Raw genomic sequence first — 16543 nt, 5'->3', positions numbered from 1 at the left:
CGGTATCCACCGCGCGCCGAACGGTCGCTTCCCGGCCGGGCTCGTCTTCGACTACCGGACACCTTCATGTCCGAGTAATGCCTTGCCCGGTCGTTGCGCGAAGTCTTGTCGGCCCAACTTCCATACTGTAGACAATATTTCGTCGACAGAGTTCGAACCGAGTGTCATCTCCGCGGTATCCCTCGACCGAACGGAGCTCCCTCACCATGAAAGTCGCAGTTCTCGGCGCCGGTGCGATCGGCGCCTATGTCGGCGCCGCGCTCCACCGCGCCGGCGCCGACACGCATCTCGTCGCCCGTGGACCGCATCTCGCGGCCATGAGGCGGGACGGGGTGCGTGTGCTCAGTCCGCGCGGGGACTTCACCGCCCGCGCCCACGCCACCGACGACCCGGCCGAGATCGGCCCGGTCGACTTCGTCCTCCTGGGCCTCAAGGCCAACTCGTACGCGGCGTGCGGGCCGCTGATCGAGCCCTTGCTGCACGGCACCACGGCGGTGATCGCCGCCCAGAACGGCATTCCCTGGTGGTACTTCCACCGGCACGGCGGCCCGCACGACGGCCACCGGGTCGAGAGCGTGGACCCCGGCGGCGCGGTCAGTGCGGTGCTCGCGCCCGAACGGGCCATCGGCTGTGTCGTCTACGCGGCCACCGAGCTCGAAGGACCCGGTGTCGTACGGCACTTGGAAGGCACCCGGTTCTCCGTCGGCGAGCCGGACCGTACGGTCTCGGCGCGCTGCCGGGCGTTCAGCGAGGCCATGGTGGCGGGTGGCCTGAAGTGCCCGGTGGAACCCGACATCCGGGGCGACATCTGGATCAAGCTGCTCGGCAACATCTCCTTCAACCCGATCAGCGCCCTGGCCCGCGCGACCATGCGGCAGATGTGTCTGCACGGCGGCACCCGCAAGGTCATCGAGACGATGATGGCCGAGACGCTGGCCGTCGCCGAGGCCCTGGGCTGCGAGGTCGGCGTCTCCGTCGAACGCCGGATGGCCGGCGCCGAACGCGTCGGCGACCACCGCACCTCCACGCTCCAGGACCTGGAGCGCGGCAAACCGCTGGAACTCGACGTCCTGCTGGCCGCCGTCGTCGAGCTGGCGGACATCACGGGTGTCGAGGTGCCCACGCTCCGCACCGTCCACGCCATCTCGGACCTGCTCGCGCTGAGGAGCGCGGCATGAACTCCGAGGAGCGCCGCATGAACCCTGGGGACCGCCGATGAGGAAACGCGACCGAAGCCCGAAGACCTACACCCGGCTCACCCGTCCGCTCGTCCGGGACTCCCGCGACGAGCCCTTCCGGCAGGCGAGTTGGGAGGAGGCACTGGACCGGGCCGCCCGCGGCATCGAACGCAACCGCGGCGCGTTCGGCCTGTTCTCCTGCGCCCGCGCCACGAACGAGATGAACTATGTGGCGCAGAAGTTCGCCCGCGTGGTCATGGGCACCAACAACGTCGACTCCTGCAACCGCACCTGTCACGCGCCGAGCGTCGCCGGGCTGTCCGCCGCGTTCGGCTCGGGCGGCGGCACCTCCTCGTACGAGGAGATCGAGCACACCGACGTCATCGTGATGTGGGGCTCCAACGCCCGCTTCGCGCACCCGATCTTCTTCCAGCACGTGCTGAAGGGCATCCACAACGGCGCCCGGATGTACGCCGTCGACCCGAGGCGGACGTCCACCGCCGAGTGGGCGGAGAGCTGGCTGGGGCTGAACGTCGGCACCGACATCCCGATGGCCCACGCGATCGGCCGCGAGATCATCCACGCGGGTCTCGTCAACGAGGCGTTCATCGAGCGGGCGACCACCGGCTTCGAGGAGTACAGGGCGCTCGTCGAACCGTGGACCCTGTCCCTCGCCGAGAAGGTGACGGGCGTACCGGCCGCCGCCATACGGCAGTTGGCGCACGCGTACGCCCGGGCCGAGCGCGCCCAGCTGTGCTGGACGCTCGGCATCACCGAGCACCACAACGGCACGGACAACGTCCGCGCACTGATCAACCTCTCCCTGCTGACCGGGCATGTGGGGCGGTACGGCTCGGGCCTGCAGCCCCTGCGCGGCCAGAACAACGTGCAGGGCGGCGGCGACATGGGCGCCATCCCCAACCGGCTGCCCGGCTTCCAGGACATCCTCGACCCGCGATCGCGGCTGAAGTTCGAGTCGGCGTGGGACACCGCGATCCAGCCGCACTACGGGCTGAACCTGACGGAGATGTTCGAGGCCATGGAGGAGGGCTCGCTGAAGGCCGTGTACTGCATCGGGGAGAACCCCGCGCAGTCCGAGGCCGACAGCGAGCAGGCCGTACGGCGGATGAGCGAGCTGGACTTCCTCGTCGTCCAGGACATCTTCCTGACGAAGACGGCCGAGCTGGCGGACGTCGTGCTGCCCGCGACCGCCGGATGGGCGGAGACGGACGGCACGACCACCAACAGCGAGCGACGGGTTCAGCGGGTACGCAAGGCGGTCACCCCGCCCGGGGAGGCCCGCGAGGACATCGACATCATCTGCGACCTGGCCGCGCGGCTCGGGCACGAGTGGAAGTACGCCGACGCCGAGGCCGTCTGGAACGAGCTGCGGTCGGTGTCACCGGACCACTACGGGATGACGTACGAGCGTCTGGAGGAACAGCAGGGCATCCAGTGGCCCTGCCCGGACACGGACAGGATCGAACCGACCTATCTGCACGGCCGGTTGTGGGAGCCGGACCCCGCGAACCGGGGCAGGCTCGCACCCTTCGGGATCGTCCGGCACGATCCGCCGGTGGACCTGACGGACGAGGAGTTCCCGATCCGGCTGACCACCGGGCGGCGGCTGGACTCGTACAACACCGGTGTGCAGAGCGGCGGTTACGCCTCGCCACTGCGGCGTGGGGAGTACATCGAGCTGTGTCCGGAGGACGCGGAGCGCTACGGGGTCGTGGTGGGCGAGGAGGTCCAGGTGTCCTCGCGGCGCGGGTCGGTGGTGGCGCCGGTGTGGATCGACCTCGCCCTGCGGCCCGGCCTCGCCTTCATGACCATGCACTTTCCCGACGAGGTGGACACCAACCAACTGACGATCGAGGCGAACTGCCCGATCGCCGGCACGGCGGAGTTCAAGGCGTCGGCGATCCGGATCGAGAAGCTGCCCGTCGCGACCATCGTGAGGTGACGCAAGTGGACCTGCACTTCGGTGACAGCAAACCGACGGACGACGAACGGGCGGCCGTCGACGCCCTGCTCGGGCCCCCCGAGTCGTCCTGGGAGGGCGCCGCCCGCGACGAGATGCGGGCCGCCGATCTGCGGTGGGCGCGGGGCGGCAGGGAGGCCCGGGAGCGCCGTGACCTGCTGTTGCCGGGGTTGCACGCGATCAACGACCGGATCGGCTGGATCAGCGAGGGGGCGCTGGCCTATCTGTGCCGCCGGCTGACCGTCCCGCCCGCGGAGGCGTACGGCGTGGCCACGTTCTACGCGATGTTCTCGGTCAAGCCGCGCCCCGCGACGGTCCTGCACGTGTGCACGGACCTGGCGTGCGCGGCGGCCGGGGCGGCCGGCCTGTGCGCCGGGATCGAGGCCCGGCTCGGCCTCGGCAGCGGGGTGAGCGTGGAGCGGAGCCCGTGTCTGGGGCTCTGCGAGCGGGCACCGGCCGCCCTCGCGATCACGGCCGGGGAGCCGGTGCGTACGGCGGTGTCGGCGCCGGCGACCGTCGAGGCGGCCGTGCTCGCGGCGAGCGCGCCCGACTCGGCGGACGAGGAACCCCCGGCCGCGACGGCGGTCCCGCAGGCCGGGCAACCGGGCCTCACCCTCCTCTCCCGCGTCGGCGTCGTCGACCCCACCTCCCTCGACGACTACCGCGCCCACGGCGGTTACACGGCCCTGCGGCGGGCCTTCGAGCTGGGCCCCGCCGGGGTCATCCGGGAGGTGACCGACTCGGGCCTGGTCGGGCGGGGCGGCGCCGCCTTCCCCACCGGCCGGAAATGGCAGGCCACGGCCTCGCAGCCCGACCATCCGCACTATGTCGTCTGCAACGCCGACGAATCCGAACCGGGCACCTTCAAGGACCGCGTGATCATGGAGGGCGACCCGTTCGCCCTGGTCGAGGCGATGACCATCGCCGCGTACGCGACCGGCGCGCACCAGGGCCACCTGTACCTGCGGGGCGAGTATCCACGCGCCATGCGCCGACTGGAGCACGCCCTCGCCCAGGCGCGCGCCCGGGGCCTGCTCGGCGACGACGTCCTCGGTCAGGGGTACGCCTTCGACATCGAGATCCGCCGGGGCGCGGGCGCCTACATCTGCGGGGAGGAGACGGCCCTCTTCAACTCCATCGAGGGGTACCGGGGCGAGCCGCGCTCGAAGCCGCCGTTCCCCGTGGAGAAGGGGCTGTTCGGCAAGCCGACGGTGGAGAACAACGTCGAGACGCTCGTCAACGTCCTGCCGATCCTCACCATGGGCGCCCCGGCGTACGCGGCGATCGGCACCGGGCGGTCCACCGGGCCCAAGCTGTTCTGTGTGTCGGGCAGCGTGGACCGGCCCGGCATCTACGAGCTGCCCTTCGGGGCGACGCTCGGCGACCTGCTGACGCTCGCCGGGGTACGGGACCGGCTGCGGGCCGTTCTCCTCGGCGGCGCGGCCGGTGGTTTCGTGCGCCCCGACGAACTGGACATCCCGCTCACCTTCGAGGGCACGCGGGAGGCCGGCACCACGCTCGGCTCCGGGGTCGTGATGGCCTTCGACGACACCGTGCCGCTGCCCCGGCTGCTGCTGCGGATCGCGGAGTTCTTCCGGGACGAGTCGTGCGGGCAGTGCGTGCCGTGCCGGGTCGGGACCGTGCGGCAGGAGGAGGCGCTGCACCGGATCGTCGAGCGGACGGGTGCCGACGCCGCCGGGGACATCGTGCTGCTCAGGGAGGTCGGCCGCGCGATGCGGGACGCCTCGATCTGCGGTCTCGGACAGACCGCGTGGAACGCCGTGGAATCCGCGATCGACCGCTTGGGGGCGTACGAATGACCACGCATCGCCGGACCCGCCGTACCGGAGCCGCCGTATGACCGTGATCCCGCTGGGAGTGCCGCGTCGCCTCCTGGAGTTCACCATCGACGGGGCGCCGGTGCGCGCCCCCGAGGGCTCGACGATCCTCGACGCCTGCCGGGCGGCGGGCAAGGACGTCCCCACCCTCTGCCAGGGCGACACGCTCGCCCCGAAGAACGCCTGCCGGGTCTGTGTCGTCGAGGTCGAGGGGGCCAGGACCCTCGTCCCGGCCTGCTCCCGCGAGGCCGAGCCCGGCATGGAGGTACGGACCGACACCGAGCGCGCCCGGCACAGCCGCAAGGTCGTCCTCGAACTCCTCGCCTCCTCGGTCGACCTCTCGACGACCCCGCGGGTCGCCGGGTGGATCAAGGAGTACGAGGCGAAGCCGGACCGCTTCGGCCCGGACGCGGCCCGGCTGAACGAGGAACCCAGGGTCGACAACGAGCTGTACGTGCGGGACTACGACAAGTGCATCCTGTGTTACAAGTGCGTGGACGCCTGCGGGAACCAGTGGCAGAACACGTTCGCGATCTCGGTCGCCGGGCGGGGCTTCGACGCCCGGATCGCCGTGGAACACGACGCTCCCCTGACCGATTCGGCGTGTGTGTACTGCGGGAACTGCATCGAGGTCTGCCCGACGGGCGCGCTGTCCTTCAAGTCGGAGTTCGACATGCGGGCGGCGGGCACCTGGGACGAGTCGGCGCAGACGGAGACGACCACGGTGTGCGCGTACTGCGGTGTGGGCTGCAACCTCACACTCCATGTGCAGGACAATGAGATCGTGAAGGTCACCTCGCCGCACGACAACCCGGTGACCCACGGCAACCTCTGCATCAAGGGCCGCTTCGGCTACCAGCACGTACAGAACCGGGACTGAGACACGACATGGGACGAGTCACGGAACGACGCAAGGTGATCCGCATCCGGGACGGCGCCATCTCCACCCGCCCGGACACGCTCGTCGCCGAGGAACCGCTGGAGATCCGGCTGAACGGCAAGCCGCTCGCGATCACCATGCGCACCCCGGGCGACGACTTCGCGCTGGCGGCGGGGTTCCTGGTCAGCGAAGGGGTGCTCGCCGAGCAGTCGGACCTGCAGAACATCGTGTACTGCGCGGGCGCGACGGCGGACGGCGCGAACACGTACAACGTGGTGGACGTGCGGACCACGCCGGGTGTGGTGATCCCCGACATCACGCTCGAACGCAATGTCTATACGACCTCGTCCTGCGGGCTGTGCGGCAAGGCGTCGCTGGACGCCGTCCGTACGACCGCCCGCTGGGCCATCGACGACACCCACGGCGGTGACGCTCCCCCGGTCCGGCTCGACCCCGCATTCCTCGCGGGCCTCCCCGACCGGCTTCGCGCGGCCCAGCGGGTCTTCGACCGGACCGGGGGTCTGCACGCGGCGGCCCTGTTCGGCGAGGACGGCGAGCTGCTCGACGTCCGGGAGGACGTGGGGCGGCACAATGCGGTGGACAAGCTGGTGGGGCGGGCCCTGCAGAGCGGGTCGCTGCCGCTGTCCCGGACGGTGCTGCTGGTGTCGGGGCGGGCCTCGTTCGAGCTGGCGCAGAAGGCGGTGATGGCGGGGATCCCGGTGCTGGCGGCGGTGTCGGCGCCGTCGTCGCTCGCGGTCGACCTGGCGGCGGAGACCGGGCTGACCCTGGTGGGCTTCCTGCGGGGCGCCTCCATGAACGTGTACGCGGGTGAGCATCGCATCGCCCTGCGGGCCGCTGCCGCGGTCGATCAGGGGCAGGGCTGAGCGGCGCCCCGCGTCCACGACGGCGGGGCCCCATCGGCGGGGAGCGCCCCCTGCGCCAGGGGCTCCGCCGTTTGACTGCCGGGTACGCGTCGTTGGTCCACTGGCGCGTCGCCGGGTGCGGGTGGGTGGGGGCTGGTCGCGCAGTTCCCCGCGCCCCTGAAAAGCAGGGGCTGCGCCCCGTGCTTTTCAGGCCCGCGGACCCGTCGCTTTTCAGGCCCGCGGACCCGTCGCGTTTCAGGCCCGCAGGCCCGTGGTCCTTCAGGCCCGCAGGGGCCTGGATCTTCTAGGGGCGCGGGGAACTGCGCGAGCAGCCCCGCCGGACCCGCACCCGCCGACGAACCCGAACCCCCCGAGCTGTCCCGCGACCGCCTGACCGATCGTCACCTCGTCGTACGACACGCCCAGTCACGACCGGCGCACGGTTCTTGTGAGCCCCCTGAACCCCCAAGTAGCGTCTGTGGCCGCACGTGGGACATAGGACGTCCTATGTCCCATCGCCCAGACGGATGAAGGGCTGGCCGCACCGTGCCGTCGAGTCTTCACGCACGTCTCAGAACCACCCTCACCTGCTCCCTCACCGCGGTGATCACCACCGCCGCTCTCCTCACCCTCCCCCACCCCGCCGGAGCCGCGACCGAACAACGGCCCGGCGCCGCCGAGTTCGAGCAGCAGGTCCTCTTCAAGGCCTCCCAGGACCCCGGCTACGCCTGCTTCCGGATCCCGGCGATCGTCCGGACCACCGAGAAAACCCTGCTCGCCTTCGCCGAAGGCCGGGTCCTGAACTGCGGGGACGCGGCCGACATAGACCTCGTGGTCAAGCGGTCCACGGACGGCGGCCGCACCTGGGGCCCGCTGCGGGTGGTCAACGAGGGCGGGGGCGACACCCACGGGAACCCCGCGCCGGTAGTGGACCGGAGGACCGGCCGGATCGTGCTGACGCAGACGTACAACAAGGGCCGGCTGGACAGCGCGAGCTGTGACGTCCCCTGTGACCGCGCGCCGCATCTCCAGTTCAGCGACGACGACGGGCTGACCTGGTCCGAGCCGCGCGGTCTCGGCGACCAGATCCGCCCGGCCGGCTGGAACTCCTGGTACGCCACCGGCCCCGTGCACGGCATCCAGCTCACCCGGGGCCGGCACGCGGGGCGGCTCGTCCTCGGGGTCAACGCCGAGAGCTGGGCGGACGGCCGGGTCACCGCCAACCACGCGGCGCTCGTCACCAGCGACGACGGCGGCGAGAACTGGAAGGTCGGCGCCACGGACTCGTGGCCGATCGCGGACGACGGCACCTTCCGCCAGAAGCCCTCGGAACTGACGCTCGCCGAGCGCGCGGACGGCACGGTGTTCGTCAGCGGGCGGGAACAGGACGGCACCGACCCGGGCCATCGCAGCCAGACGGTCAGCCGGGACGGCGGCACCAGCTTCGCCGAACCCTTCCGGGCGCTCCCGGACCTGTACACGCCCCAGGTGCAGGGTTCCGTGCTGCGCCTCGGCGACCGGACACTGCTGTCCGCCCCGGCCGACCCCGACCGCCGCCGGACGATGGCGGTGCGCTCCTCGTACGACGGTGGACGCACCTGGGAGAGCGTGGACCGGGGCACGGTCGTCACCACGGACTGGTCCGGCTACTCGGACCTGGTCCGGATCGACGGTGGCGAGGGTGGCAACGACGTCGTCGGGCTGCTGTACGAGGGCGGGGCGGTCGACGCCCGGGACGAGATCCGCTTCGCCCGGTTCACGGAGGACTGGCTGCAGCCGCGCCGGGGCCCGGACCCGACGACGCCCGACAGGGCGCCCGGCGGCAGACGGGCGGCCGTGCTCGGTGGCGCCCTGCCGACGGACGGCAGGTTCGGCGGCGCGATCGGGTTCGACGGCGCCGACGACGCCGTACGACTGCCGTACCGGCCTCGACTCCCGCTCGGCACCAAGGACTTCACCGCATCGCTCTGGTTCCGCTACGCGGCGACCACCGGGGAGCAGCCGATGCTGTGGATGGGCGGGGTCGGGACGACACAGCCGCAGGTGTGGCTGCGCGGGGAACCGGCGGCGGGTCGGCTGACCGGGCTGATCACCGTGCGGGACGGGGCCTCGACGCCCCGGAGCACGTCGGTCCGGTCGACGGGCGCCTACAACGACGGGGAGTGGCATCAACTCGTGCTGCGGCGGGGTGGCGGGGCGCTCACGCTCTTCGTCGACGGCACTCCGTTCAGCACCGCCGACATCCCCGGATCGGTCAGCCGCAACTCGCCGTTCGGGGTGCACATCGGTCAACGGGTCGACAGCCGGGTCCACTTCACCGGCGCCATCGACGAAGTACGCCTGTACGAAAGGGCGTTGAGCGACGTGGAGGTGGCCGGGCTCGCCACTCGGGACGCCACGACGCGGGGCGAGATCCTGCGACTGCCCATGGACCGGGTGGACGGAGGCAACTAACGTCACTTCCGTGCCCGACGACGCGGGAGCACGACAGCGGACGGGGGCCGGACCGGTCATCGTCCTGGCCCTGGTCCTGGCCCTCGCGGCCGTGCTGCTCACCGCCCTCCCGGACGACGACCGGGAGGGCGGCGGCGCCTGCACGGCCCGTACGGTCCGGGACTGGGACCCGGACGCGTCCCTGAACGGCGAGTTCACCCGGTACGGCGACGACGCGACCCGCACCGACGACTGGACCGGGGGCGACGGCACCCATTCGGTGCGGCTCCCCGACGGGCGGGTGCTGTGGCTGTTCTCGGACACCTATCTGGGCCAGGTGCACCCACCGCCCAACCCGGCAGGCGAGTCCGTGGCGTGGCGGGATATCGCGTCGCCCCTGGTGCGCAACTCGGCCGTGGTGATGTCCACGTCGGGCCGTCTCGAATCCACGCTCCCGGCCCCCGTCTTCCCGGACCCGGCCCCGCAGCAGTGGCGCTGGCCGGTGGCCGCCCGGGTCGAGCCCCGCTCCCCCGGCTCGGACGAGAAGGTCGTACGGGTGCTGCTGTGGACCCGTACGGCGGGACGGTCGCCGTGGATCTACGGGGTGCCCACCGCGACCGAGGTGGCCACGCTGTCGCTGCCCGATCTGCGGCTGGAGGGGATCACGACGGTGCTGGACCAGGGGTCGGTCGCCGATCCGGCGCGGCGGGTGCTGTTCGGCACGACGGCCGTGGACGCGGGCGACTGGACGTACGTCTTCGGCGGCACCGACGCCCAGGCCGCCTCCCGGCCGACCTCGCACGCCTATGTCGCCCGGGTGCCGCGCGGCCGGCTCGGGGAGCCGGGGGCGTGGGAGTACTGGGACGGCTCACGGTGGGCGGTGCGGGGGCGGCCGGCGGCGGTGCTCGGGAACGGGGAGGACAAGGGGGTGGGCAGCGCGTTCACCGTGGTACGGGACGGCCGTACGTATGTGCTGCTCACCATGGCGGCCGGTACCGAGGGGCTGACGACCGTCACCGCCTACTGGGCCTGCTCCCCCACCGGGCCCTGGCACGGGCCCACCAAGGGTTTCAGCCCGCCGCTGCCGGGCGGCGGGGTCGCGGCGTACAACCCGCAGGCGCACCGGGCGGTCGACGGCGACGGGCGGCTGGTGCTCAGCTACGACGTCAACTGGCTGGACGCCGACGCGGCCGCGGCGCAGCTGAACATCACTCGGAACGTGTCCCTGTACCGACCGCGGTTCGTATCGCTTCGTCTTGCCGCTCCGTGACCGCCGGCTTCTCCACCGGGTCCTTGGCGCGGCGTTTGGCGATGACCGCGCAGACCATGAGTTGCATCTGGTGGAACAGCATCAGCGGCAGCACGGCGAGGGAGGCCTCGGGGCCGAACAGGACGCTCGCCATGGGCAGTCCGGAGGCGAGGGACTTCTTCGAGCCGGCGAACTGGATGGCGATCCGGTCCGCCCGGCCGAAGCGCAGGGCCTTGGCGCCGTACCAGGTCAGCAGCAGCATCACCGCGAGCAGCACGGCCTCGACGACGAGCAGTCCGCCGAGCCGCAGCGGGCTGACCTGGCTCCAGATCCCCCGCACCATGCCCTCGCTGAACGCGACATAGACGACGAGGAGGATCGAGCCCCGGTCGACGAGGCCGAGGATCCGCTTGTGACGGGTGATGAAGCCGCCGATCCAGCGGCGGGCGAGCTGCCCGGCCAGGAACGGCACCAGCAGCTGGAGCACGATCTTCACCAGCGAGTCTGCGGAGAAGCCGCCCGCGCTGCCACCGAGCAGGGCCGCCGCGAGCAGCGGGGTGATGACGATGCCCGCGAGGGAGGAGAAGGAGCCCGCGCAGATCGCGGCGGGCACATTGCCCCGGGCCATCGAGGTGAAGGCGATCGACGACTGGATGGTCGACGGGACGAGGGTGAGGAAGAGCAGCCCGGTGTAGAGGGAGTGGCTCAGGAACACCGGTTCGAGGCCTCGGGCGGCCAGGCCCAGCAGCGGGAAGATGACGAACGTGCAGGCCAGGACGGTGACGTGGAGCCGCCAGTGCTTGAGGCCGTCCAGCGCCTCGCGGGTGGAGAGCCGGGCGCCGTAGAGGAAGAAGAGGAAGGCGATCGCGGCCGTGGACGCGCCCGAGGCGACCTCGGCGGCCGTACCCCGCGCCGGAAGGAGCGCCGCGAGGCCCACCGTCCCGAGCAACAGCGCGATGTACGGATCGATCGGCATCCAGCTCGGCCACTTCAGGCGTTTCACGGTGCTCCACGTGCTGTCGATGAGAGTGCGTCCAGGGGCCGGAATGCCCCTCTCCATCGTCCTCCCCGGACCCGTGATCGGGAATCCGTCATACCGCACTGACTGTCATCGCGTTCTTCGATAAGCGGGTACGGTGGTGCTCGTGTACGACCCCTCCCACTTGCGTACCTTCCTCGCCGTGGCCCAGACGCTGAGCTTCACGCAGGCCGCCCGGCGGCTGGGGCTGCGCCAGTCCACCGTCAGCCAGCATGTGCGCCGTCTGGAGGACGCGGCGGGGCGGCTGCTGTTCTCACGGGACACGCACTCCGTGGAGCTGACGGAGGACGGCGAGGCGATGCTCGGTTTCGCCCGGCGGCTGTTGGAGGTGCACGAGCAGGCGACGGCGTTCTTCACCGGGACCCGGCTGCGCGGGCGGCTGCGCTTCGGCGCGTCCGAGGATTTCGTACTGACCCGGCTCCCGGAGATTCTGGAGGCCTTCCGGCACGACCATCCCGAGGTGGACCTGGAGCTGACCGTCGAGTTGTCGGGCACGCTGCACGAACAGCTCACGGCGGGCAAGCTCGACCTGGTGCTGGCGAAGCGGCGCCCGGAGGACCCGCGCGGCGAACCCGTGTGGACGGACAAGCTCGTGTGGATCGGCGCGGAACGGCTCCGCCTCGACCCCGACCGGCCCATCCCGCTGATCGTCTATCCACCGCCGGGCATCACCCGCGCCCTCGCCCTGGAGGCACTGGAGCGCGAGGGCCGCGCCTGGCGCATCGCCTGCACCAGCGGCAGCCTCAACGGGCTCATCGCCGCCGCCCGGGCGGGCCTCGGCGTGATGGCGCATTCGCGTCGCCTGGTGCCTCCCGGCCTGGTCCGCGTCCCCGAGCGGGCCGGACTGCCCGAACTCGGCGAGGTCGACTTCGTCCTCGTCCACGGTCGGCGCCCGGGGGCCGCGTCGAGCGCGGCGGACGCGCTGGCGGCGGCCGTCCTCTCCGGCGGCGACCGACTCCACGGCCGTGCGCGAGGGGTGTGAGGGGTGTGCGGGTGTGAGGGGTGTGCGGGGTGTGCGGGAAGCAGCCACGGACCCGTCGGCACCCCGGCTCCACAGACGCGGAAGACATGAGCAGTGTTCGTGTTCCCCCAGGCCAGACCGTGTTCACAAGGTCGCTCACCGTGGCCGGGGCGTGGGGGTTCAGTGGAGATTACGGTCCCGGAACTTACTGCGCCGTCAGGAACCGCGCCGGATACCTCCCCATCCGCGTCATTATTCGGCTCCGGTCCGCGCCGAGTGCCCCCATGCGCCTCCTACACAACCCCTCCCGCCCGTTCTCCCGGTGAGGTAGCTTTCACGCGCTGTGCGGAGCGCCACGAGGAGCGGGTTTGCGCGAGTTCACCAACCCCCCGTTGGCGTCGGCGCCGCCGGTGGGCGGCCTGGCCGACGTCGTCTTCGAGTACGCCCAGGAGGACCCGACATACATCGCGCTCGGCCGCAAGGACGAGCAGGGCGAGTGGCGCGATCTGACCTCCGCCGAGTTCCGCGACGAGGTCCTCGCGCTGGCGAAGGGGCTGCTGGCGCAGGGCATCCGGTTCGGCGACCGGGTCGCCATCATGTGCCGTACGCGCTATGAGTGGACCCTCTTCGACTACGCGCTGTGGACCGTCGGCGCCCAGGTCGTCCCCATCTACCCGACCTCCTCCGCCGAGCAGGTCTTCTGGATGCTGTACGACTCCCAGTGCACGGCGGCCATGGTCGAACACGAGGACCACGCGATGACCATCGCCACGGTCATCGACCGGCTGCCCCAGCTGCGCAGGCTCTGGCAGCTGGACGTGGGCGCGGTGCAGGAGCTGTACGAGTCGGGGGCGCATCTCGACGACGAGGTGGTGCACCGGCACCGCCTCGCGGTGACTCCCGACTCGATCGCGACGATCATCTACACCTCCGGCACGACGGGCCGCCCCAAGGGCTGTGTGATCTCGCACGCCAACTTCATGGTCGAGGCGGACACGGTCATCGAGCGCTGGGCTCCGCTGTTCAAGTCCCGCAAGGGCGACGAGGCGGCGACGCTGCTGTTCCTGCCGCTCGCCCATGTCTTCGGGCGGATGGTGCAGGTCGCGGGTATCCGCGGGAAGGTCAAGTTCGGCCATCAGCCGCAGCTCAACGCGGCCGTCCTGCTGCCCGACCTCGCCGCGTTCAAGCCGACCTTCTTCCTCGCCGTGCCGTACATCTTCGAGAAGGTGTTCAACGCGAGCCGGCGCAAGGCCGAGCGCGAGGGCAGGTCCGGGCCGTTCGAGAAGGCCGTCGAGGTCGCCGTGAAGTACGCGGACGCGATGGAGGCGAGGGCCTGGGGCATCGGGCCCGGTCCGTCGGCGGGGCTGCGGATGCAGCACCAGTTCTTCGACAAGGTCGTCTACGGCAAGATCCGGGAGGCGATGGGCGGCCGGATCAAGTACGCGATGTCCGGCGGCTCGGCGATGGACCGGCGGCTCGGACTGTTCTTCGCGGGCGCGGGCGTCCACATCTTCGAGGGGTACGGCCTGACGGAGTGCACGGCGGCCGCGACCGCCAACCCGCCGGAGCGCACCCGGTACGGCACGGTCGGCCAGGCCATCCCGGGGATGACCGTGCACATCGCGGACGACGGCGAGATCTGGCTGCGCGGCCCCAATGTCTTCCAGGGCTATCTCAACAACCAGAAGGCCACCGACGAGACCCTGCACGACGGCTGGCTCGCCACCGGTGACCTGGGCTCCCTCGACGAGGACGGCTATCTCACCATCACCGGGCGCAAGAAGGAGATCCTGGTGACCTCGGGCGGCAAGAGCGTCTCGCCCGCGATCCTGGAGGAGCGGGTACGCGACCATCCGCTGGTCGCCCAGTGCATCGTGGTCGGCAACGACCGTCCGTACATCGCCGCCCTGGTCACCCTGGACGGGGAGGCGGTGGAGCACTGGCTCCAGATGCACGGCAAGTCGAAGCTGTCGGCGGCCGAGCTGGTGCGCGACCCGGAGCTGGAGACCGAGGTGCGGCGGGCGGTGGTCGCCGCCAACACCCTGGTCTCGCAGGCCGAGTCGATCCGGACGTTCCGGATCCTCGCGCACCAGTTCACCGAGGAACACGGTCTGTTGACGCCGTCGCTGAAACTGAAGCGGAAGGCGATCGAGAAGACGTACGCGACCGAGGTGGAGGCGCTGTACCGGGCGTGAGACCGCTCGGGGTGCCTCACGGGGTGCCGGGCGTGAGACCGCTCGGGCCGGCCACCCCGCTGTGCGGTCAGACCAGTTGGTAGCCCCGCAAGTCCCGCAGCAGCATGTGGCAGTTCTGCAGGGAGCCCGAGGTGTCGCCGAGGGAGCGGTAGATCCCCCACTTGGGGCGCAGCCGGTCGGCGAGGAAGGTGTCGACGCCGGTGCGGGAGACGTCGATGAGGGTGGTGGAGCCCTTCTTGAGGATCCAGCGCACCGAACCGGCCGAGCCGTTGCCGACCTTGACCTGGAAGTCGACGTCGACCCAGGAGTTGTGCAGCGGCGCCAGATCGGTGCGGCCGATGAGGATGTCGTCGATGGGCAGCTTCAGTTCGATGGTCTGTGCGCCGTTCACCCGGCGCAGGGACTGCACGACGAGGGGCGAGGTGCCGGCGCCGGGCTGCTTCATCTGCATGATGTGCGTGAAGCTGGTGGTCGCCTTCAGCGAGGCCGGCAGGTACATCCCGTAGGTGACGCGCCAGGTCTGGCCCTCCGTCCACCGCAGAAAGCCGCTCCCGGTGCGCAGGCCGGTGACCTCCTGGCGCTGTCGGTCGGTGGAGGTGTCCCGGTCGACGGTGTGCATGTCGAACCGCCAGGTGTCGCCGGTGGCGTAGATGTGCGGCGCGGCGGAGGTGTGCGAGTCGGCGCGGTCGTCCTCGATGGTCTCGAAGGCGCGCAGTCCGTCGGCGCTCGCCGAGGGGGACCACTTCAGCTGCCAGGAGGCGGCGTGCGCGGCGGGGGCCGACAGCCCGACGGCGGCTGCGGCGGCACCGCCGAGCGCGGCGCCGAGGACGTTCCTTCGCGTGGGGGTCATGAGCCATCCATTCACGTATGCGACCGGGATTCACCGATGCGCGTTGCGGCAGTGGACAGGCTCCCCGCGCGACCGCGGTCGGTCAATGGTCCAGACCGATACTCTGGAACCGCCGGATCCATTTCGGCCAATCTGCGATTCGGGGCGCGAGCGGTCCGCTCAGGAATGCATCGCGCCCCGTGATCGTTGACGATGGGAAGTACCACCCGACGACTTAAGGATCGAGAGCTCGTGAGCAGCAAGGTCCCCCCGATCATCCTGAACAACGGCGTCGAAATGCCCCAGCTGGGCTTCGGCGTGTGGCAGGTGCCGGACGACGAGGCCGAGCGTGCGGTCACGACCGCGCTGGAGGCCGGCTACCGCAGCATCGACACGGCCGCGATCTACGGCAACGAAGAGGGCACCGGCAGGGCCATCGCCGCCTCGGGCGTCGCCCGCAAGGACCTCTTCGTCACCACCAAGCTCTGGAACAGCGACCAGGGCTACGACTCCGCCCTCCGCGCCTTCGACGAGTCCCTGGACAAGCTCGGCCTGGAGTACGTGGATCTGTATCTGATCCACTGGCCGACGCCGGCCCGGGGCACGTTCGTCGACACGTTCAAGGCGTTCGAGAAGCTCTACGCGGACGGCCGCGCGAAGGCGATCGGTGTCTCCAACTTCCTTCCGGAGCACCTGAACACGCTGATCGAGGCCACGAACGTCATCCCGGCGGTCAACCAGATCGAGCTGCACCCGCACCTCCAGCAGCTCGCGTCCCGCGAGTACCACGCGGAGCAGGGCATCGCCACCGAGGCCTGGTCGCCGCTCGGTCAGGGCAAGGGCCTCCTGGAGGTCCCGGCGATCATCGCGATCGCACAGAAGCACGGTCGCACCCCGGCCCAGGTCGTGCTGCGCTGGCACCTCCAGCTGGGCAACGTGGTCATCCCCAAGTCCGTGACTCCGGCCCGGATCAAGGAGAACATCGAGGTCTTCGACTTCTCCCTGGACACCGAGGACATCGCCGCGATCAGCGCGCTGAACGAGGACCGGCGCCTCGGCCCGGACCCGGCGACGTTCAACCAGGCCTGAGGGCGCGC

12 protein-coding genes are annotated in these 16543 nt (G+C 71.0%); 10 read left to right on the top strand and 2 right to left on the bottom strand.

Features of this window, described 5'->3' with window-relative positions:
- Positions 1 to 206: 206 nt before the first annotated feature.
- The 7 genes from OG202_RS40390 to OG202_RS40360 all read left to right on the top strand — a co-directional run bounded on the left by OG202_RS40390 (position 207) and on the right by OG202_RS40360 (position 10443).
- Positions 207 to 1178: a 2-dehydropantoate 2-reductase gene (locus tag OG202_RS40390; RefSeq protein ID WP_326574745.1), complete on the top strand. Its 972-nt coding sequence runs from the start codon at positions 207 to 209 to the stop codon at positions 1176 to 1178.
- Positions 1179 to 1215: 37 nt separating this feature from the next.
- Positions 1216 to 3141 (top strand): molybdopterin oxidoreductase family protein, encoded by a 1926-nt coding sequence (locus OG202_RS40385; protein WP_328224363.1) that lies wholly within the window; start codon positions 1216 to 1218, stop codon positions 3139 to 3141.
- Positions 3142 to 3146: 5 nt separating this feature from the next.
- On the top strand, positions 3147 to 4979 hold the full coding sequence (locus OG202_RS40380; RefSeq protein ID WP_328224779.1) for an NAD(P)H-dependent oxidoreductase subunit E: 1833 nt from the start codon (positions 3147 to 3149) through the stop codon (positions 4977 to 4979).
- A gap of 37 nt (positions 4980 to 5016) precedes the next feature.
- Positions 5017 to 5877: a 2Fe-2S iron-sulfur cluster-binding protein gene (locus OG202_RS40375; RefSeq protein WP_327726927.1), complete on the top strand. Its 861-nt coding sequence runs from the start codon at positions 5017 to 5019 to the stop codon at positions 5875 to 5877.
- An 8-nt stretch (positions 5878 to 5885) separates the two neighbouring features.
- Positions 5886 to 6761 (top strand): formate dehydrogenase accessory sulfurtransferase FdhD, encoded by an 876-nt coding sequence (gene fdhD / locus OG202_RS40370; protein ID WP_328224362.1) that lies wholly within the window; start codon positions 5886 to 5888, stop codon positions 6759 to 6761.
- 525 nt (positions 6762 to 7286) lie between these two features.
- Positions 7287 to 9194 (top strand): sialidase family protein, encoded by a 1908-nt coding sequence (locus OG202_RS40365; protein ID WP_327726928.1) that lies wholly within the window; start codon positions 7287 to 7289, stop codon positions 9192 to 9194.
- A 10-nt stretch (positions 9195 to 9204) separates the two neighbouring features.
- Positions 9205 to 10443 carry a hypothetical protein gene (locus OG202_RS40360; RefSeq protein ID WP_328224361.1) on the top strand — a complete coding sequence of 413 codons (1239 nt, stop codon included), beginning with the start codon at positions 9205 to 9207 and terminating at the stop codon, positions 10441 to 10443.
- On the opposite strand, the gene OG202_RS40355 is transcribed toward OG202_RS40360, so the two are convergent.
- Complete coding sequence (locus OG202_RS40355; protein WP_328224360.1) at positions 10382 to 11425, bottom strand: bile acid:sodium symporter family protein; 1044 nt, start codon at positions 11423 to 11425, stop codon at positions 10382 to 10384. The genes OG202_RS40360 and OG202_RS40355 overlap by 62 nt on opposite strands.
- A 142-nt stretch (positions 11426 to 11567) precedes the next feature.
- Between OG202_RS40355 and OG202_RS40350 the strand changes: the two genes are divergently transcribed.
- Positions 11568 to 12443, top strand: coding sequence for a LysR substrate-binding domain-containing protein (locus tag OG202_RS40350; RefSeq protein WP_326574753.1), 876 nt, complete (start codon positions 11568 to 11570; stop codon positions 12441 to 12443).
- A 347-nt stretch (positions 12444 to 12790) separates the two neighbouring features.
- Positions 12791 to 14617, top strand: a complete 1827-nt coding sequence (locus OG202_RS40345; protein WP_326574754.1) for an AMP-dependent synthetase/ligase — start codon at positions 12791 to 12793, stop codon at positions 14615 to 14617.
- 67 nt (positions 14618 to 14684) lie between these two features.
- Here the strand turns inward: OG202_RS40345 and OG202_RS40340 are convergent, their stop codons facing one another.
- Positions 14685 to 15467, bottom strand: coding sequence for a Tat pathway signal sequence domain protein (locus OG202_RS40340; RefSeq protein WP_327726932.1), 783 nt, complete (start codon positions 15465 to 15467; stop codon positions 14685 to 14687).
- A gap of 231 nt (positions 15468 to 15698) precedes the next feature.
- On the opposite strand from OG202_RS40340, the gene OG202_RS40335 reads away from it, so the two are divergent.
- Positions 15699 to 16535, top strand: a complete 837-nt coding sequence (locus OG202_RS40335) for an aldo/keto reductase (RefSeq protein WP_327726933.1) — start codon at positions 15699 to 15701, stop codon at positions 16533 to 16535.
- Positions 16536 to 16543: the final 8 nt, after the last annotated feature.

Origin of the sequence: Streptomyces sp. NBC_00310, from assembly GCF_036208085.1 — a bacterium.
Lineage (GTDB): Bacteria > Actinomycetota > Actinomycetes > Streptomycetales > Streptomycetaceae > Streptomyces.
This window is presented reverse-complemented; position numbering and strand designations above follow the sequence as displayed.

Excerpts from the sequence above, each read along its gene's own strand:
- OG202_RS40390 (WP_326574745.1), top strand. The coding sequence starts at position 207 with ATGAAAGTCGCAGTTCTCGGCGCCGGTGCGATCGGCGCCTATGTCGGC.
- OG202_RS40385 (WP_328224363.1), top strand. The coding sequence starts at position 1,216 with ATGAGGAAACGCGACCGAAGCCCGAAGACCTACACCCGGCTCACCCGT.
- OG202_RS40375 (WP_327726927.1), top strand. The coding sequence starts at position 5,017 with ATGACCGTGATCCCGCTGGGAGTGCCGCGTCGCCTCCTGGAGTTCACC.
- fdhD (WP_328224362.1), top strand. The coding sequence starts at position 5,886 with ATGGGACGAGTCACGGAACGACGCAAGGTGATCCGCATCCGGGACGGC.
- OG202_RS40340 (WP_327726932.1), bottom strand. The coding sequence starts at position 15,467 with ATGACCCCCACGCGAAGGAACGTCCTCGGCGCCGCGCTCGGCGGTGCC.